This window comes from Microbulbifer sp. GL-2, assembly GCF_007183175.1.
Lineage (GTDB): Bacteria > Pseudomonadota > Gammaproteobacteria > Pseudomonadales > Cellvibrionaceae > Microbulbifer.
The window spans coordinates 3,811,169-3,828,397 of sequence record NZ_AP019807.1; the positions used below are offsets into that span (position 1 = coordinate 3,811,169).

General features: G+C 47.8%; 14 protein-coding genes. 9 read left to right on the plus strand and 5 right to left on the minus strand.

Features of this window, described 5'->3' with window-relative positions:
* Positions 1 to 157: 157 nt before the first annotated feature.
* Positions 158 to 319, minus strand: coding sequence for a hypothetical protein (locus GL2_RS21555; RefSeq protein WP_172621183.1), 162 nt, complete (start codon positions 317 to 319; stop codon positions 158 to 160).
* 556 nt (positions 320 to 875) lie between these two features.
* On the opposite strand from GL2_RS21555, the gene GL2_RS16630 reads away from it, so the two are divergent.
* The 5 genes from GL2_RS16630 (at position 876) to GL2_RS16650 (ending at position 5,914) form a co-directional block, all read left to right on the plus strand.
* Positions 876 to 1,061 (plus strand): hypothetical protein, encoded by a 186-nt coding sequence (locus GL2_RS16630; RefSeq protein ID WP_143731694.1) that lies wholly within the window; start codon positions 876 to 878, stop codon positions 1,059 to 1,061.
* 505 nt (positions 1,062 to 1,566) lie between these two features.
* Positions 1,567 to 1,944, plus strand: a complete 378-nt coding sequence (locus GL2_RS16635; RefSeq protein WP_143731695.1) for a BlaI/MecI/CopY family transcriptional regulator — start codon at positions 1,567 to 1,569, stop codon at positions 1,942 to 1,944.
* Positions 1,945 to 1,967: 23 nt separating this feature from the next.
* Entirely contained in the window at positions 1,968 to 3,461 is a 1,494-nt protein-coding gene (locus tag GL2_RS16640) for a M23/M56 family metallopeptidase (RefSeq protein WP_143731696.1), read from the plus strand.
* Between the two features lie 3 nt (positions 3,462 to 3,464).
* On the plus strand, positions 3,465 to 4,856 hold the full coding sequence (locus GL2_RS16645; protein WP_143731697.1) for a M23 family metallopeptidase: 1,392 nt from the start codon (positions 3,465 to 3,467) through the stop codon (positions 4,854 to 4,856).
* Positions 4,857 to 4,975: 119 nt separating this feature from the next.
* The gene (locus GL2_RS16650) at positions 4,976 to 5,914 is read left to right on the plus strand and encodes an alpha/beta hydrolase (protein WP_232053657.1); all 939 of its coding nucleotides are present in this window, start codon (positions 4,976 to 4,978) and stop codon (positions 5,912 to 5,914) included.
* Positions 5,915 to 6,428: 514 nt separating this feature from the next.
* On the opposite strand, the gene GL2_RS16655 is transcribed toward GL2_RS16650, so the two are convergent.
* Positions 6,429 to 6,611, minus strand: a complete 183-nt coding sequence (locus tag GL2_RS16655; protein WP_143731698.1) for a hypothetical protein — start codon at positions 6,609 to 6,611, stop codon at positions 6,429 to 6,431.
* 701 nt (positions 6,612 to 7,312) lie between these two features.
* On the opposite strand from GL2_RS16655, the gene GL2_RS16660 reads away from it, so the two are divergent.
* Positions 7,313 to 9,274, plus strand: a complete 1,962-nt coding sequence (locus GL2_RS16660; protein WP_143731699.1) for a GMC family oxidoreductase — start codon at positions 7,313 to 7,315, stop codon at positions 9,272 to 9,274.
* A gap of 59 nt (positions 9,275 to 9,333) precedes the next feature.
* Here GL2_RS16660 and asnS read toward each other — a convergent pair whose 3' ends face one another.
* From asnS to GL2_RS16675, 3 genes are all read right to left on the minus strand, one after another.
* Positions 9,334 to 10,740, minus strand: coding sequence for an asparagine--tRNA ligase (asnS, locus tag GL2_RS16665; RefSeq protein WP_143731700.1), 1,407 nt, complete (start codon positions 10,738 to 10,740; stop codon positions 9,334 to 9,336).
* A 166-nt stretch (positions 10,741 to 10,906) separates the two neighbouring features.
* Complete coding sequence (locus GL2_RS16670; RefSeq protein WP_232053658.1) at positions 10,907 to 11,365, minus strand: murein L,D-transpeptidase family protein; 459 nt, start codon at positions 11,363 to 11,365, stop codon at positions 10,907 to 10,909.
* A gap of 480 nt (positions 11,366 to 11,845) precedes the next feature.
* Positions 11,846 to 12,142: a hypothetical protein gene (locus GL2_RS16675; RefSeq protein ID WP_143731701.1), complete on the minus strand. Its 297-nt coding sequence runs from the start codon at positions 12,140 to 12,142 to the stop codon at positions 11,846 to 11,848.
* A 175-nt stretch (positions 12,143 to 12,317) separates the two neighbouring features.
* Between GL2_RS16675 and GL2_RS16680 the strand changes: the two genes are divergently transcribed.
* From GL2_RS16680 to GL2_RS16690, 3 genes are all read left to right on the plus strand, one after another.
* Entirely contained in the window at positions 12,318 to 13,952 is a 1,635-nt protein-coding gene (locus GL2_RS16680; protein ID WP_143731702.1) for an alpha/beta-hydrolase family protein, read from the plus strand.
* A gap of 341 nt (positions 13,953 to 14,293) precedes the next feature.
* Positions 14,294 to 15,928, plus strand: coding sequence for an alpha/beta-hydrolase family protein (locus tag GL2_RS16685; RefSeq protein ID WP_143731703.1), 1,635 nt, complete (start codon positions 14,294 to 14,296; stop codon positions 15,926 to 15,928).
* A 51-nt stretch (positions 15,929 to 15,979) separates the two neighbouring features.
* On the plus strand, positions 15,980 to 17,221 hold the full coding sequence (locus GL2_RS16690; RefSeq protein WP_143731704.1) for a lipoprotein-releasing ABC transporter permease subunit: 1,242 nt from the start codon (positions 15,980 to 15,982) through the stop codon (positions 17,219 to 17,221).
* The last annotated feature ends 8 nt before the right edge of the window (positions 17,222 to 17,229 follow it).

Here is a 17,229-nt window from a genome sequence, read left to right on the forward strand (position 1 = left end):
TGGAGGAAGTCAGGGTGTTAATTGCAGCATAGATTAAGAGTGACCCTGTTAAAAATAGCCAGCTACAAGAATAATTATAATAATCTAAATTGTTTTTCTTGATATACAGGTTCCAGGCACATCTTTCTTTTGGTCAGATAATTTTTAAGTGGTTGGGTTATTTGGGGTTGTCAATTTCATCAGAGCTATGGTTTTTTTGAACTTTATTATTTTTGATAGGGCTGCCTCTAAACGGCAGCTCTTTATTTTTTGAAGTTTTGTTGTATCTAATCAGCTTTGTTTTGTAGGCCTTTATTTGAATTGGTTTAAATATAATCATTTTTCTTCTCCTGCGAGATACAGGTTATTTTAGCGATGACGGTCAATATTTCTCGTTTGGAAATTCAGTTTTGAGTTGGCTGAGTTGCTGCTTTGTCAGCCTCCTTATTGAGATGCTTTTCATAGTTTCATGCAAAAACTGATTAAATCTGGCCTCTATACGAGTATTTGGATTGAGTGGATCATTAATTTTTGTATTCCTACTATTTTTTTCCGTCTATAGGCTGGTCAGGAGGTTGAAGAGGACTTGGCGGTTACTTATGTTTTCGTGCTTACCCTCACACGCTGAAAAGTGTCTATGTGTCTATGTGTCTATGTGTCTATGTGTCTATGTGTCTAGGGGCTTAATTGAAGCCCCAGGATGACTTAAGCGCTATTTACCAGGGGTTGAGAGCGGCTAATCTGAAGTGCAGTTGTACGAGGTATTGTATAGTTCTTCTCGTCTGATTCTGGTGTTGAATGTGCTGTTTGCCGTGCCCGGTGTGAAGCTTGAAACCATGCCGGAAATTGATACATTTGAGGTGTAGGTCTCTGCAACCTATGCTGTTACTGCCGAGGTGGAAGACAGTATTTGCCCTCTCCTTGAAGCCACCGCTCGCATTTGCTGTATTGGTGAGCATCTGTGTGAAGCGAAAGACAATCTCCGGCTAACGACTCTGAAAATGCAGGAAGCTAACGATATGAACCAGTTTGCCGCCGATGTAGAGGCTGCAGTAGATAGCACCGATTTTCACCCTGCGTAGAGAGAGCGCCCGAGAATTGAGGAAGCGGGTTGCCGTACGGTGTTGTTATTAGTGCTATCAGTACCGAACTGCTGATGCCGCAACTGAATCAGCTGGCAGAACATTACTGCCGTGAATTACTGAGCGATCCTGCCATGTCGCTTGTACTTATCTTAAGTTTTCCCGGCCATCAGCTACAGATCGAACTTCCGATCTCAGAGACTTTGAGAAATTTGCTTAGAGGTGTGTCTGGCTAGACTTTGCCGCAACAATATATAACCAGCCACTATAAGCACTTTTCCCTTTTGTAGTGCTAGATTCGGCATCCTTGTAACCTTCAAAGTCTTCCCGGCTTAGAAACCTTTTGGTTCCCACGATGCGATCGTTATCGTTAAGTTGTGATTAAAAATTGACCGGCTCATAGGCCGCTATTTGTTGTGGCTTACTATTTGACAGTGTGCGACATATGTCGCACACTTGCGTCTATTGTAGCGACTGTGAAGCTGATGTCACGAGAAGAAAATTAATGAAAGAATCTAAGCCGTCTCCCTCAGAGCTCGCCCTCTTGAAAGCGCTTTGGAAGCAAAGCCCGCAAAGCGCGAGAGAAATACACGACAAAGTGAAATTTGAACTCCAATGGTCTTATTCATCCACGCGAAAGACATTAGACAGAATGCGTGATAAATCACTGGTGATCCAGTCAGAGGTACACGGCATTCAAGTCTATAAGGCTGCCCTCGATAAGGTTGAGACACTTGCTCAATATGCTACAGACTTTGCGACACGGGTTCTTGAACTGGATGGCCCACTTCCTATTGCCATGTTTGCCAATAGCAAGTTAATGGATGAGAAGGAGTTGGAAGAGTTGCAAGAAATGCTGAATGGCTGGCCAGATGCAGATTGAATTGAGGAGGGTAGGAACTAACAATGTCGGAAATAATCTCCTCTCTATCTCCCTATGCGCTCAACCTTTTGGTGGTGTCAGTATTCTGTCTTTTTTGGACGTGCATGATATACGTTGGTTTACGAGGTATTACTTCTTATGCCAGTGCCAGGGTTAAGGTAGTTAATTACTGGCGTAGCTTCTGGTTGTGTGCCTTCTGCGTGATTAGCCTGCCATTTTTTCTTGCTCAGTTTTTAGATCTTTCATCAACAGGGTTGGTGCCAGAATTCAGCTATGATATTGCACCTCCAGCGGAAGTTTTCAGCCGAAGTTTGAGTGAAAGTTCTCTGCAGAAGGACAGGACGCTAACGCTGAATAACATTGATATTTTAGCGGTTGGCTGGGCGCTTTTGTATATTGGCGGGACATTGCTAAGTCTGACACTGATGGTTCGGAGGCATTGCCGACTGGCGAGAGAGCTTGACATAGCTAATGAAATTGATGTTGGGCGAAAAATTCTTGGTAGCCTGCTAACTAACTTACAATATGATTATTTGGCTAAGAATAATGTGAAAGTAATCCTTACAGAAGCCAAGTGCTCTCCATTTGTCGTTGGTCTATTTAGACACAAGCTCATTTTACCTAGCTACATGTTATCGATGGATGCGAAGGAAAAAGAGCTGGTTATGGAGCATGAGTTAACCCATATCAGAAGGCGAGATCCCATGCTGATCATGCTTGTTCATATGTTGGGTTGCTTTTTGTGGTTTATTCCATTTATCAGATGGTTTAAAACCCAATTTATATGGGCTGTGGAGCTTAGTTGCGATCGGCATGTGTTGAAATCCTCTGATGCTGGAATTGGAAAGATATATGCCCAGGCAATGCTACGTACGTTACAGCAGTGCTCAGGGGTAGATAATCGTAAGGGGGTGATTGGCATTTCGGCATTTAATGAAATTAGCCAGCTATCTCTATTTAAGAGGAGAATGGTAAATATTAGGGAGGCTACTCAAGGCTCTAGGATTAACAAGTTAAAGTCTGGGACCTTAAGAGTATTACTTTTAATCTGCACCTCACTTTTTACGGTTGGAGGTGTCTTGGCAAAGCCTAGTTTGTCAATATCTAGCTTTGAAATAGTGGATTGGATTATTCCGGTTGAAAATGCACGTATAAGTAGCCAATTTGGTGAGTTGAATACTTTCAGAAAAAATCCTCATAGGGGTACTGATTTTGCTGCCGTGCTGGGCACGCCAATAGTAGCCCCTGCTGATGGAATCATTGTTGTTTCAACCGATCACTACAAACACAAAAATTATGGGAAAATTATTGTTATTGATCATGGGGAGGGTACTCAGACACTTTACTCACATTTAGATACTCGAGAGGTTGAGATTGGACAAAGAGTAAAAGCGGGACAGAAGATAGGAGCAGTTGGTGCTACTGGAAAAGTAACAGGTCCCCATCTTCACTTTGAGCTCATAGAAAAAGGTGAGAGAGTTGATCCAGAGCACTTATTAGTGTTGTGGGCTGGTTGATTTATGGCTAAGTCTGTGGTGGGTAAAATTACTTTGGGTCGGTTTCCAGCTACTTGTGGTTATGAAATTATCAACTTGGTTTATATGCTATTGGTGGCGATAATTTCTCTAAATGTGGTGAAAGCAAATTCCCAGGACCATTATGAAAACATCATTCAAATCAATGAAGATATTGCATCAATATTTTTTTCTGAAAAATCTGATCAATCTTCTTTGAAAATTTTTAGTGGCCCAATTTATGTGCCCAGTATAGAGGGTTCTGCTATTGATCGAGAGAGGTCTGGTAAGGTAAAAGAGGTATCTCTTTCAAATAATCAAGGCCTGCTGTCTTTGTTTTCTGAAAACCACATTGGAGATGAGGATGCTTATGAGATTCTAGATGTCTTGTCGGAGTACCTTGATGTCAATGCTGTAGCAGTTGGGAGGAAATTTCGATTAATCTTTGATGAGCAGTCACAGCTCCAAAGTATTCGTGTGAAGTTAGCATTTGCTGAGAGCCTGGAGGTCAAGAGGACAGATCAAGGATTTATCGCTGTAAGACATAAGAATCCAACAGCTTTACAGTATCATTATGTTGAAGGTGAGATTGTAGGCAGTCTATATAATACGGGATTAAGGCTCGGTTTATCTAATGCAGTACTGGTAAGATTGAATGAAATTTTAAGCTACGAAGTGGATTTTCAGCGTGAGATTCACTCTGGAGACCGATTCTCTGTATTCTATAGTACATTGCGAGATAACCTGGATGGCAGTGAAAATTTTCATTCAATAAATTTTACGGCGCTGTCACTGGGGAGTAAAGCCACCTCTCTTTACAGATATCAATTTGATAAATCTGGGAGGGTTGATTACTTCCATCCTAATGGAAAAAGTTCCAGGAGTTTTCTAATGAAAACCCCGCTCGAGAATGCACGGTTATCTTCCTATTATGGTAGACGAAAACATCCAGTTCTGGGTTATACCAGAATGCATAATGGTTTGGATTTCGGTGCTCCATTAGGAACCCCTATACTGGCTGCTGGAGATGGGACAGTGGAGAGAGCCTCTTACTTTGGTAGCTTTGGCAATTACATTCGAATTGGCCATAGATCAGGTATTCAGACCATTTACGCACATCTGAAAGGTTATGCCAAAGGCATTAAAGCGGGTGTGACAGTGGAGCAGGGGCAGTTGATAGGTTATTTGGGGGCTACAGGTAGGGTTCAAGGCCGGCATCTACACTATGAAATTCATAAAAATGGTAAAGCAATAGACCCGCTCAGGTTAGACCTTCCCGCTTCAGATCACTTGTCTGGGGCAATGCTAAAACTTTTCGAGAATCATGTTGAAAAGACTGATCGGGAATTGCGGTTTCACAGAAAGTCGGCTGCGCTGACGGGAAAATCTCTAAGATAACATATAGGGTAGCCAGCCTAAATTGTATTTGGGTTCACGGGAAGGTATCCATCTATTAAATCATGCCTGAGGAATACAAGGTTATTCTGTCGAGTTGATTCAATTGATATTAATTTCTATTGAGTGTTCCGGCATTTATGGGTGGCGGTTTTAAAGTTAATAATAAGTGGGTTGTATTGGTGATTAGAAGTATATTAGTTGTGGCCTTACTGCTAACCTCATATCAGGTGTCTTCGGATGAGCTTATTACCCAGCTTTCAGGTGCTTTTGAAATTCAAGACTCTAGAAGTTTCACGATTAGATCAAAAATCTTGGGTCGGAAGTATGATCTTTATATCAAATTGCCTGCTGGGTACTTTGAAGAGGTGAATAGAGAGAGGGATTACCCTGTACTATATTTAAATGATGGGCCGCATACTTTTAAGGTTGCCGCGGGTGCTACACATTTTAAGAAAATGAATAAAGCGATTGTTGTTGGCATTTCTTTTGCGCATGGAGAAAGCGGGCAGTACAGTCGGGTTCGAGATCTTACTCCAGAATACGATAAAAGCTGGAAGAAGTATAAGACTGGAGGAGCAGAGAAATACTTAAGATTTATTGAGAGTGAAGTCATCCCATTTGTGGAAACTCGCTATCGTGTCAATTCATCGAGGCGTATTCTCTCTGGCCATTCTTTGGGGGGATCTTTCGGTGCCTGGGCCCTTTTTAAAAAGCCGCGGCTGTTTTCCAGTTATATCCTGACAAGTCCCTCTTTGTGGTTCAAGGATGAAATGGTTTTTGATGTTGAAGAAGAGTACGCAAAGAAAAATAAGTCACTCAATGTAAATATCTTTATGGCTACTGGTGCTTTGGAGAAGGCCAAGAAAAGGGGGATGCTCAATGATATGGTGGATGGACACCAGAGATTTGTTAAGCAATTACGCTCCCGTGATTATCAGGGGCTACATATTGAGGATGAGGTGGTTGTAGGCACAGATCACTTTTCAACGTTCCCTGTTGGCCTGACAAAAGGACTCAGGTGGATTTATCATGACCTGTGGAATCTTGACAGCGAATAAAGAGGGTAAGTTAAACTTTACTTTGCTATATGTTATTTGAGAGTTATGAGCGAGCGGCAGATTTCCCGGAATCTAATATGGTAAATTTACGAATTTGGAAGCTTGATAAAAAGTTTGATTTCATTGTTGCGGAATATTGCCTGATTAGTGTGATCAATTTAATAATCTCAGGTTCGCAGTTGGTTTCTAGGAGATTGCATAACATTGTACTAGCCTGTATCCCACTAGGGCCTGATGTCGGTTTTTCACTGTATCAATACGGAACTCACTGCAGTCGTTTAAGTTGAATCCCGTTATATAGAGGATATACATTTTTTTATTTACACTTTTTTCCCTGCCTCTTGAGTAGGGTTGTCGCACTTAGGGTCATTTCTTTGAGAAGTTCGAGGAACCTGTCTTCGGTCATATTTCTCGCTGGTGAAATACAGTATTGGCCTAGTTGTTGCTCAACAATTTTCCGTCCTTTAGACGGTAACATACGCGCGGAGAATCGGTAAACCCATCCGCTGAGTGATCAGTTATTTATACTGTTGCGATCGAAAACCTGAACCCCTTTTCCATTAGCAATATTGACCCTTTTATCGTTAAGCTCAGTGGTGTCCCAGTTAAGTGAGGCCCCCTGAGTGTCCGCTGGACTAGCCTGAGCTCCAGACTTGGGCAGCGCTTCAGAAACAATATAAAATTCGCTGAGCGGCATTATTCTCTCCCTTATGCAAGTAGTCGCCTTGGGTCATTTTTGTTTTATTGTTTGCCAGATGGTTTGTTTTCCTTGATTTTGAGTGTATAAGCGGTAATTCAGTTAGGTTGAAAGTGCCTCAACGGATCTTTACCTATTTATTAACTTGGCGCATAAGCAGCACGGTAGGTTAAGGGAAGCCGGCTTGATTGTACATCTGATCTATTTTATAAAATTCGAAGATTGGGAGTGAAAATCTTACAGATTGTCCAGTTTTCTTGATGATTTATAACCCATCACCACGGCCTGATGATCGATAATATTTAGATATTTTAAAGTATTTAAAGTTCGACCCACCTTGAATGGAGGTTGTGTCGTTAGTTATTTCCTTTCATTTGCGCACACAAATATTGAGAAAGGATCTTGCTTTCCATGTAAGTGTATCCTCACTATTTATCCTGGGTTACGATATTAATATTATGGATGTGAGTTTTTTTAGTTATTGATATTGGTTAGCTAGTGTTCTGCCTTGTTTTATTTTATGAAATAGAGACTGCCGTTTTGAGATGCACGTCCAAATTCTGGATGTATAAATTGCTTTGAAAATTCTGAAGGATAGTCTGGAAGGGTGAGGCTGATATTTGCTGAGCTTTCATTTTGTGAGTTTTGACTTCCGGTGGGGCACTCATTGAGACCTCGTAATACAAGAATGGATAATAAGTATGGATAGTAAAAAATCACCCAATAAAGACAAGCCTGTTAAGGGCGTTAGTCGTCGAACCTTTGCTAAACGCGCCCTGCAGGCTGGTCTGGGGGCAGGTGCGGTAGCAACAGGGTTAAGTTCTGCCTTCACAGGCAATTCCACACAATTTTATGATGAATATGATTATGTAATAGTTGGTTCTGGTGCTGGTGGAGGCCCGTTAGCAGCCAACCTGGCAAGAGCTGGCTTCAGGGTGTTGGTGTTGGAGGCGGGTGCCAATGATCCTAGCGACGATACACACAACATCCCCGCCTGGCATCCCTTTGCATCAGAGGATCGAAAATTAAGCTGGGATTTCTTTGTTAAACACTATGCCGATCTCAACCAGCAAAAGCTGGATGGAAAATTTGTGCCCGGTAAAGGCATTCTTTATCCTCGCGCCGCAACGATTGGCGGTTGCACCACCCATCATGCGCTGATCACTGTTTACCCCCATAATAATGATTTTGATCGTATTGCGGAAAGCACGGGGGACAACTCCTGGGAAAGTTGGAATATGCGGCGATATTTCCAGCGTATTGAACGCTGCCAGTATGTGTCTCGCCCAGTTTTCTCAAACCCTTCACGTCATGGATTTGACGGTTGGTTGCCCACAAATCGGGGTAACCCGGCATTGTTGTTGGAAGACCCTGCAATTCTGAAAATTGTCAAAGCTTCACTGGCGAAGTACGGTCTGGAAGGGGCGATTGAACAGATTATTAAAGGGAACCTGAACCTGGATATCAACCACTGGGATGTTGCCAACGGGCAGGAGGGTCCGTTCATTGCGCCGATGGCGGCGGATAGCCGGAGCAGGCGTAGCGGTGTGCGTGAGCATTTGCTGGATACCCAGGCGGTCTATCCCAACCTGCTTCATATTCGCACCAACGCCCTGGCTACGCGGGTGCTGTTCGAGGGTAATACAGCCGTTGGTGTTGAGTTTCTGGATGGTGCGAGTTTGTACAAGGCCGATCCTTATTATGATGAGAGCGGCTCCGCTGGTACCCTGCGCCAGGTGCGTGCCAGCCGAGAAGTTATTCTGTCGGGGGGAGCCTTTAACAGTCCACAGTTGTTAAAGCTCTCAGGAGTGGGTCCTGCACATGAACTTCGTGACCACGGTATTGATCCAGTTGTCGATTTACCCGGTGTAGGTGAAAACCTTCAGGATCGCTATGAAGTTGGTGTGGTCAGTGAAATGACTGAGGATCTGTCTCTACTGAAAGACTGTACCTGGGGTGCGGAGGGAGATCCCTGTCTGAATCGCTATCGTTATGGATGGCTGAACAAAGGGCCTTATAGTGGTAATGGCCCTGTACTCTCCCTGGTAAAACGCTCTAAACCCGACCTGGAAGATCCAGACCTGTTTATCTTCGGTGTACCCTCGGACTTCCATGGCTACTTCCCAGGCTACTCTGAGGCATTGAGAAATTATAAGGACCGTTTTTCCTGGATAGTGCTGAAGGGGCACACTAATAATACCGCAGGCCGGGTGACTCTCCGCTCATCTGACCCACGAGATACTCCGGATATTAATTTCCACTACTTTGGTGAGGGCAATGATGCCTCTGGAGATGACTTGCAGGCGGTGGTTGAGGGCGTGAAGATCTCCAGGGATATCATGTCTGGTCCAGTTGTCAGCAAACATGTATCAAGGGAATTGTTGCCCGGCGCTGATGTGCAATCAGATCAGCAGATCGGTGATTTCGTCAAAAACCAGTCCTGGGGTCATCATGCTTCCTGCTCGAATAAAATGGGGCCGGCCAGTGACCCCATGGCGGTGGTGGATAGCAAGTTCCGTGTGCATGGCACCAATAACCTGAGGGTGGTCGATGCTTCGGTATTCCCTAGAATTCCGGGCTTTTTTATAGTAGTGCCGGTTTATATGATCAGTGAAAAAGCCAGTGATGACATTATCGCGACGGCTACAGGTCAGAGTGCCTGAATTGATTCCCGAAAGGGTATAGGCCGAAAAAAAGCCCCGCGACGCGGGGCTTTTTTACATCAGAACGAAATGTTCTTGGGGGTCCGCGGGAAGGGAATCACATCGCGGATGTTACCCATACCCGTCACGTAGGACACGATGCGGTCAAAGCCCAGGCCAAAGCCCGCATGGGGTACTGTGCCGTAACGGCGCAGATCACGGTACCAGCCCAGGTGTTCCTTGGGAACTTCCATTTCATCCATGCGCTCATCAAGTTTTTCCAGGCGCTCTTCACGCTGGGCACCGCCGATAATCTCGCCAATTCCTGGTGCCAATACGTCCATGGCGGCAACGGTCTTGCCGTCGTCATTCATGCGCATATAGAAGGCTTTGATATCCTTCGGGTAGTTCATCACGATAACCGGCTTCTTGAAGTGTTTCTCGGCCAAGTAGCGCTCGTGTTCGGAAGCCAGGTCGATACCCCAGGATACAGGAAACTCAAACTTCTCTTTGCACTTCTCCAGGATTTCGATTGCTTCGGAGTAGTTGATGCGGGCGAAGTCATTATCGACGATATTCTCCAAGCGGCTGATAGCCTCTTTGTCGATACGCTGGGCGAAGAAGGCCATATCGTCAGCGCGCTCTTCCAATACCGCCTTGAACACGTACTTCAGCATTTGCTCAGAGAGGTCCGCAACATCTGCCAGGTCGGCAAAGGCTACTTCCGGTTCCACCATCCAGAACTCTGCCAGATGGCGAGTGGTATTGGAGTTTTCTGCGCGGAAGGTTGGACCAAATGTGTATACCTTGGACATGGCCAGGCAGTAGCTCTCGACATTCAGTTGGCCAGAAACAGTGAGGTAACTCTCTTCGCCGAAGAAATCCTTACTGTAATCAATCGCCCCCTTGTCGGTACGCGGCAGGTTTTCCATATCCAGAGTGCTCACACGGAACATCTCACCAGCGCCTTCGCAGTCGGAAGCGGTGAGAATCGGTGTGTGCACATAGAGGAAGCCGTTTTCATGGTAAAAACGGTGGATGGCCTGGGCGATACAGTTTCGCACACGGGCCACGGCACCACTTACATTGGTGCGTGGGCGCAGATGAGCGTGCTCACGCAGGTGTTCCATGGTGTGGCGCTTGGGGGACATTGGGTAGGTGTCCGGGTCTTCCACCCAGCCCACTACTTGAACTTCGGTTGCCAGCAGTTCAATAGACTGCCCCTTGCCTTCGGAGGGCTTGACGGTGCCGATAATATCCACCGCACAGCCGGTGGTCAGGCGCTGTACTTCTGACTGGTAATTGTGCAAGTGATTCTCAGCGACCACCTGGATTGGGTCAAAGCAGCTGCCGTCGTGTACGGCCAGGAAGGAAAGGCCGGCTTTGGAGTCGCGGCGGGTTCTGATCCAGCCCTGCACGCGAACTTGTTCGCCCTCACGGCCGCTGGACTTCAATAGGCTATCTACGGATTCAACTTTTACTGTCATTTTCTATCGGTTTCTCGTTGGTCCTGAAAGTGGGATGCTGCAAACTTGCCTAAAAGTTGAGCAATCCACTGAGCTGAAGTTACGGCGGGCATATTGACGTGTTGCCGAAGGGAAATCCAGTCCCTTGACGACTTGGGTAGGTGTAGGTGGGCCTACCAGCGAATCTCTATTGGGGTGCCAATTTGCACCAGGGACATAAACTCATCCATTTCATCGTTACGGAGGTGATGCAGCCATTGGTCCAGTTAAACTGTTGGGTGATTGGCGCGAGCCAACCCAGCCCGTTGCGCTGTCCGTGTACCATGATAAAACCGCCTGGAGATACGCCCCGGGCTTCAGCCTGGGCTTTGTCTTGTGTATTGGGGTAGGAGATATGCATGGCGCGGTAATAGGAGGAGTCCTCCTTTTGGTAGTCCAGAATGTAACGTCCCTCTGGGGTTCTCTCATCGCCTTCCTGTAACTTGTGCCCTTTCGGGGTTTCGCCAAAGGCAACCTGGTATTTTTTTACTACCTTTTGCCCATCCATTAATAGCATCTTGCTCTCGGATTTGATGACCTGCACCAGGGTGATCTCGGCCTTGGCAAGGCTGGTGAGCAGCAGCAGGAAAACGGCAATAGGTTTCAATTTTTAGGCCCCATTCAGTTCAATGTTTCTTGAAGAATACAGCAACCGGATAGAGGGTATGTCCCGGATAGCTTTGTGGCAGTTTCCAGGTGGTTCCGTACTTGCCGTGGCCAGCGCTCCCCGGGAAAGTGCATAGTGTTGAGCAGCCCGTCGAATAAGGTCGTGTGGGCTGAGTGGTTGGTGGCAATTGCCGGTTTTTCCAAACTATGGTGCCAGTGGTGGAATTGGGGAGTGGCAGCAATGTACTTGAAAGGGTCGGATGGCAGGCTGATTTTGCAGTGAATGAGACTGCCTGTAGAGCGGCAAAGGCTCGATACAGGGTTTAGTACGGCCTCGCCGGCTCCAGCAGGCGCAAGGGCATCATCACTATGGTCCTTTTAGAAAAAGTCTGGATAAAGTGACCATGGGAGTGGCTGTTTGTGGACAGTGAGAAACCAGGCAGGAGGGCTCTGCCTGGAGCACTAAACAGACGGGGGCAGTTTAGCCGCGGGGCTTAACTACGGTATGTAAAACGGTATCCTGTTCGAAAAAGACGTAAAAATCAGTGTACTCCCAGCGAGTGATAGCCGGTTCACCAATAGGGCCTTTAATACTCAAGGGGTCGCCAAGTCGAGTGGTGACGTCATTTTTCTTCATTCCGCGAACCTCATCAATAGAGGATTCGCCACCTTGAGAGCCCGCAGGGATTTCTATGGGTTTTGCCTGGGCGCCGAATGCAAAAAGCAGTGCGACGGTACCAGCAAGTTGGGCTACCCCGTTGCGATTTCTGCTGAACATTTATTGTTCTCCAATTTTGGTGTTCGATTACGCCACCTCATTAGAACAGAAAAAATGCCAAAACACTTGGCCTTCTTCACGTTTTTCATTGCCCGTGGGGGAGACATTCAAAGAATAGGCCCTGCGCTGGGTATGCTAGGCTGACAAGTAGGCTTGGTCCTGCGAGCTGGCTTGGATGCGACTTACAAAAACCCTCTCAGTGCTCGGCCTGCTGGCAGGTGCGATATTTTTTGCACTGTCCTTAACGCCCTCCCTAATTCCCCGCAGCGCCTCTATGCAGGGGCTTCTTTCCGGAACGGCTTTCACATTTGGCTATGGTTTTGGCCTGTTTGTCCATTGGCTGTGGAATTACCTGGAGATCCCGGACATCCCGGTAAACCGGTGGCAGCGCGACATGTTAAAACGTGGCGCGTTAATTTTTTGTATTTGCTTAATCCTGACTTTCCTATGGCAGGGGGCTCACTGGCAGAATTCGGTTCGCTCCCTGATGGGGATGGCACCGGTATCAGGGGTAGGGCCCCTGACAGTGGGTGTCGTTGCCCTGCTGACTTTCCTTGCCTTCTGGCTTATGGGGAAAGGTTTTCGCCGTATCATCCGCGAGGTCACATGTCGCCTGGAAAAGTACATTCCCGAGCGAGTGGCTCTGCTCACCGGGCTGTTAGTGGCCTTGATACTTTACTGGAGCATTTTCAACGGCGTACTCCTGAATGCGGGGCTGCACACTATTGCGGTGATCTACGAAGGGTTTGATACGGCGGTTGCAGAGGGGTTGCCGCCTCCAAAAGATCCCGACAAGACAGGAGGATTCAAATCTTTACTCTCCTGGGATAGTGTCGGGCACCAGGGGCGGCGTTTTCTCACACTGGGTCCCACTGAGGAAGATATCAAAGAGATAGCGGGACACGGCATAGAGCCAATTCGAGTTTATGTTGGTCTGAATGCGGCTGAGAACTCGGTACAGCGCGCATACCTGGCTCTGGCAGAACTGAAGCGGGTTGAGGCTTTCAAGCGGGAGATCCTCCTGATCGCGACTCCGACGGGTTCCGGCTGGATCGATCCCGGTGCGGTGAATTCACTGGAGTATCTATACCGGGGAGATGTGGCCACTGTTGCGGCCCAGTATTCCTACCTGCCCAGTCCGGTGGCCCTGCTCACGGATGACAAGTACGGACTGACATCCGCCCGGGCACTGTTCAAGGTGATTTATGAGTATTGGGAAGATCTTCCCCGCGATACACGTCCCAGGCTCTACTTGTTTGGGATAAGTCTGGGGGCTCAGTTGTCGGAAGATTCCTTCGACTTCTACGATATTATTGATGACCCCTTAGATGGTGCCCTTTGGGCGGGTCCCCCATTTGGATCAGGTATCTGGCGGGTAATCACCGATAATCGAGATCCTGGATCGCCCGCCTGGTTGCCTCAATTTAAGGGGGGGGAGGTGGTTCGCTTTGGCAATCAATATGGCGGCTATTTGGGACGGGAGCCTTGGGGAAGGTTCCGCATCGCTTTTCTGCAGCATGCCAGTGATCCAATAGTCTTCTTTGACCTGCGCTGGATGTTTCGCAAGCCAGACTGGCTGGAGCGCCCCAGGGGACCGGATGTATCCCCGAATCTGCAATGGTTCCCCGTAGTCACCATGTTGCAGTTGTTGGTAGACCTGAATGTGGGTATCGCCCCTCTGGAGTTTGGTCATCGTTATTCCCCTGCTGGTTATATCCTTGCCTGGATGGCTCTGACAGAGCCGCCCGACTGGGATGAAGAGGAATTAAAAAGATTGCGACAGAAATTGAAAACCTATCCAGTGCGTTGAATTGGTGTAATTGCTTGGTTTCCCGACACCACTTTGTGTAACTCTGCCCTAGGTGAAGAGCTGTTGCCCAATTGATTTCTCGCCTTGGCCAGGTAATTCCCTCAGCAGTAGAGTCCATTTTTCATTTGTTACAGAAAATCAAAATTTGATTTTTTCCATCCTAATTGGTGTATACAAAAGTCGCTGGCTATTTACCTGAGGAAGGTAATAGGCTGATCTGTGGGCAGGCTTTAGCGGATATATCTGCCACTCACAGTTTGTAATTTCTGTTTGTTTTAAAGGCTGAGAAGGATGAGCGCTGTGCTAGGCTGACGTTAGGCTTGGTCCCGCAGGCGGCATGGATGCGAAAAACTTTGGCTTTCTCTGTTTCGGGCCTGCTGCTGGGCGCGATTTTCTTTGCTCTGAGTTTGACTCCTTCGTTGATTCCCCGCAGTGCTTTTGTGCAGGGCATTCTCTCCGGTGTGGCTTTCACTGTTGGTTACTCTTTTGGCGTACTTTTTCGCTGGCTTTGGAAGTATTTAGAGATTCCCGATATCCCGCTAAGCAGTTTTCAGTGGCGAATTCTAAAGCGCCTGGTGATTATTTTTTGCATCGGTTTGGTTTTAGGGTTTCTTTGGCAGGGAACGTATTGGCAGAATTCGGTGCGTTCACTAATGGGGATGGCGACGGTTTCAGGAGCTGGTCAAATCATCATAGGGGCTGTGTCGCTGTTCGTATTTCTATTCCTCTGGTTGATGGCAAAGGGGTTCCACAAGATAGTTCTCGTGGTCACGGCCCGATTAAAGAAGAGGATTCCTGAGCGGGTAGCCTTACTCGCCGGGCTGCTGGCGGCATTTTTTCTGTATTGGGGCATATTGAACGGAGTACTGTTGCAGTCAGGACTGCGTACGGTTTCGATCATCTATGAGCAGTTGGACCAGGCTATTGCCGAAGACTTGTCGCCACCGAAGAATCCCAGTAGGACGGGTGGGGCGGATTCGCTTTTGTCTTGGAATAGCGTGGGACACCAGGGGCGTCGATTCCTGACACTTGGACCCAACGCCCAAGATATACAGGAAGTCACGGGAAAGGGAATAGACCCCATTAGAGTCTATGTAGGGCTGCACTCTGCAGATACGCCCTTGCAACGCGCACTGTTGGCCCTTGCGGAGTTGAAGCGGGTCAAGGCATTTGAACGGGAAATTTTGCTGATCGCCACCCCGGTAGGTGATGGTTGGGTCGACCCCGGTGCGGTGGACTCGCTGGAATTTTTGTACCGAGGTGATGTGGCTACAGTCGTAGCCCAGTACTCATATCTTCCTGGCCCGATTGCGTTGCTGACAGATGATAGATATATCCGGATGTCGGCTCGTTCTTTGTTTAAGGTGATTTACGATTTCTGGGAAGATTTGCCTGTAAATACTCGCCCCAGGCTCTATCTTTTTGGGCTTAGTTTGGGCGCTCAGCTTTCAGAGGATTCATTCGAATTCTACGATATTATCGATGACCCCATTGATGGTGCTCTTTGGGCTGGTCCCCCTTACGGTATGGGTGTCTGGCGCATGATTACCGATAATCGCGATCCGGGAACGCCTGCCTGGCTACCCCAATTTAAGGGAGGGGAGGTGGTGCGCTTTGGAAACCAATATGGGGGTTACTTAGGGCAAGAGCCATGGGGACGGTTCCGCATCGCTTTTTTGCAGCACGCCAGTGACCCAGTAGTCTTCTTCGATTTGCGTTGGATGCTTCGCAAACCCGACTGGCTTGAGCGCCCCAGGGGACCGGATGTTTCCCCGGACCTGCAATGGTTCCCTGTTGTTACCATGCTGCAGTTGCTGGCGGACTTGAATGTCGGTGTAACACCGCGGGATTTTGGCCACCGGTACTCTCCTGCGGGTTACACTCGAGCTTGGGTGGCGCTGACCGAGCCACCGGACTGGAGTGAAGAGGAGTTGAGGCATCTGCGGATGAAGTTGAAACCCCACTATAAACGTTGAAGTTGTGTAAATGCTTGGATTTCTTAGCCCTTTTCCGTTTAAATCGGCCTTATGTTAAAACCTGTCCCCCTATTTATCGGCCTGCGATATGTGGCTGCCCGGCGCCGGCAGCAGTTCATTTCTTTTATTAACGGTTTCTCCTTGGTGGGTATGGCGTTAGGCGTTCTTGCGCTGATCGTCGTGACATCTGTGATGAACGGCTTCGATCGTGAGATGAAAACAAGAATTTTGAGTGTGGTGCCCCACGGTTTTGTCGAGCGCGAGGGCGGCCTGCAGAACTGGCAGGACGTAGCAAAAAAGCTAGAGCAACAACCCCATGTTGAGGCAGCGAGCCCCTTTGTGAGGGGTTTTGCCCTGGTCAGCGCCTACGGCGACAGCCACGGGGTGCAGTTTCAGGGGGTAGAGCCTGACGCGCTGCGCAATGTCTCGGAAGTGGGGGAGAGCATGATCATGGGCAGTCTGGATGAGTTGCAGCCGCGCAGTTATCGCATTGTGCTGGGCCGTATCCTCGCCCGGCAGTTGAATGTGCTTCCCGGTGAGTCCGTCATCCTTACCCTGCCACAGGTGTCTGTAACCCCTGCTGGTATCTTCCCGCGTACCAAACGCTTTACTGTAGCTGGAGTCTTCTCGGCCGGTGCCCAGGTAGACCAGAATATAGCCTTGATGAATATTGAGGATGCGGCTCGCCTGATGCGAATGCCGGGCAAGGTACAAGGCCTGCAATTGCGTTTTGATGATATGGATAATGCCTTGGGCAGGTTGCCTCTCTATGCGAATGAGTTAGGTGAAGGTTTCAGTGGTGAGGACTGGAGCCAATCCCAGGGCAACCTGTTCCAGGCGGTGAAAATGGAGAAGACGGTGGTCACCCTGTTATTGATGATTATCGTCGCTGTGGCCGCCTTTAATATTGTTTCGGCCCTGGTATTGATGGTTGCGGATAAGCGCTCCGATATCGCCGTACTCAGGACACTGGGCCTCACCTCACGCCAGATAATGGCGGTGTTTGTGGTACAGGGCAGTGCCATCGGGCTGATAGGGGCCTTTAGTGGTGCGATATTGGGGGTGTTGATAGCCCTTAACCTCACTGAGATGGTCACCTGGGTAGAGAATCTGCTGGGCGTGAAGATATTCGATCCGCGCGTGTTTTTTGTCAGCTATTTACCTTCTGAATTCCGTATGGGTGATGCGGTAGTCGTACTTACCGCCGCCATCTGCATGAGCCTCCTGGCGACAGTATTTCCTGCCTGGCGGGCGGCCCAGATCGAACCGGCAGAAGCCTTACGTTATGAATGAATTTTTTA